Genomic DNA, 591 nt, shown 5'->3' with positions numbered 1-591 from the left:
GGTATTGGTATTCACCAGGCAAGTCGCTCTAACTTGTGGGTAAGGTGCAGCTGCTGTTTTGCCTTTGGATGAACCAAAGTGCTTAAAGTTTTCTTCTGTATGAGGCATAGACCAAACCACACCATCTACAGCACAAACGCATAGACCGTGAAAGTTGCTATATTGTTGTTGTGAGTCTTTAAACCATGCCTGACTTAATGTCGAAAATAAAGCACTCATGGGTTCTAAGCCTAAGCGTTGTCTTGCTTGTACGGATGCACTCGGTACACAGTATTCTGCCGTACCGAAAACAAGTTGCAATTGTTGAACCACATACCAAATCGGTTGATTTCGAAATAGAGCAAGTCCGATTACCAGCCAAACAACATGTTCAGCAGGCAGTTTTCTTTTTCGAATTGATGCTTTACCTGTTTGGTCTAAGCAATCTTCAATCCAGTTTAAATCAATCAATTCACTGAATTGTGAAAGTGAAGGTAAGGTTTGTTTTAATGTTAAATCTAGATTCTGAGATAAATTCATAAAAAAAGAGCGTATTTACATACGCTCTTTTTACAGCATTTTAACTTTTTTTGCTTAACTGACTGGCATTAC

General features: G+C 38.6%; 1 protein-coding gene. It reads right to left on the bottom strand.

The genetic code is table 11. The features are described from left to right. The coding region (locus ACY3FQ_RS18365; RefSeq protein WP_489774612.1) for a transposase domain-containing protein at positions 1 to 519 on the bottom strand (519 nt) is incomplete at its 3' end. Positions 520 to 591 lie beyond the last annotated feature (72 nt).

The organism is Acinetobacter sp. AB03 (genome assembly GCF_058107045.1).
This window is presented reverse-complemented; position numbering and strand designations above follow the sequence as displayed.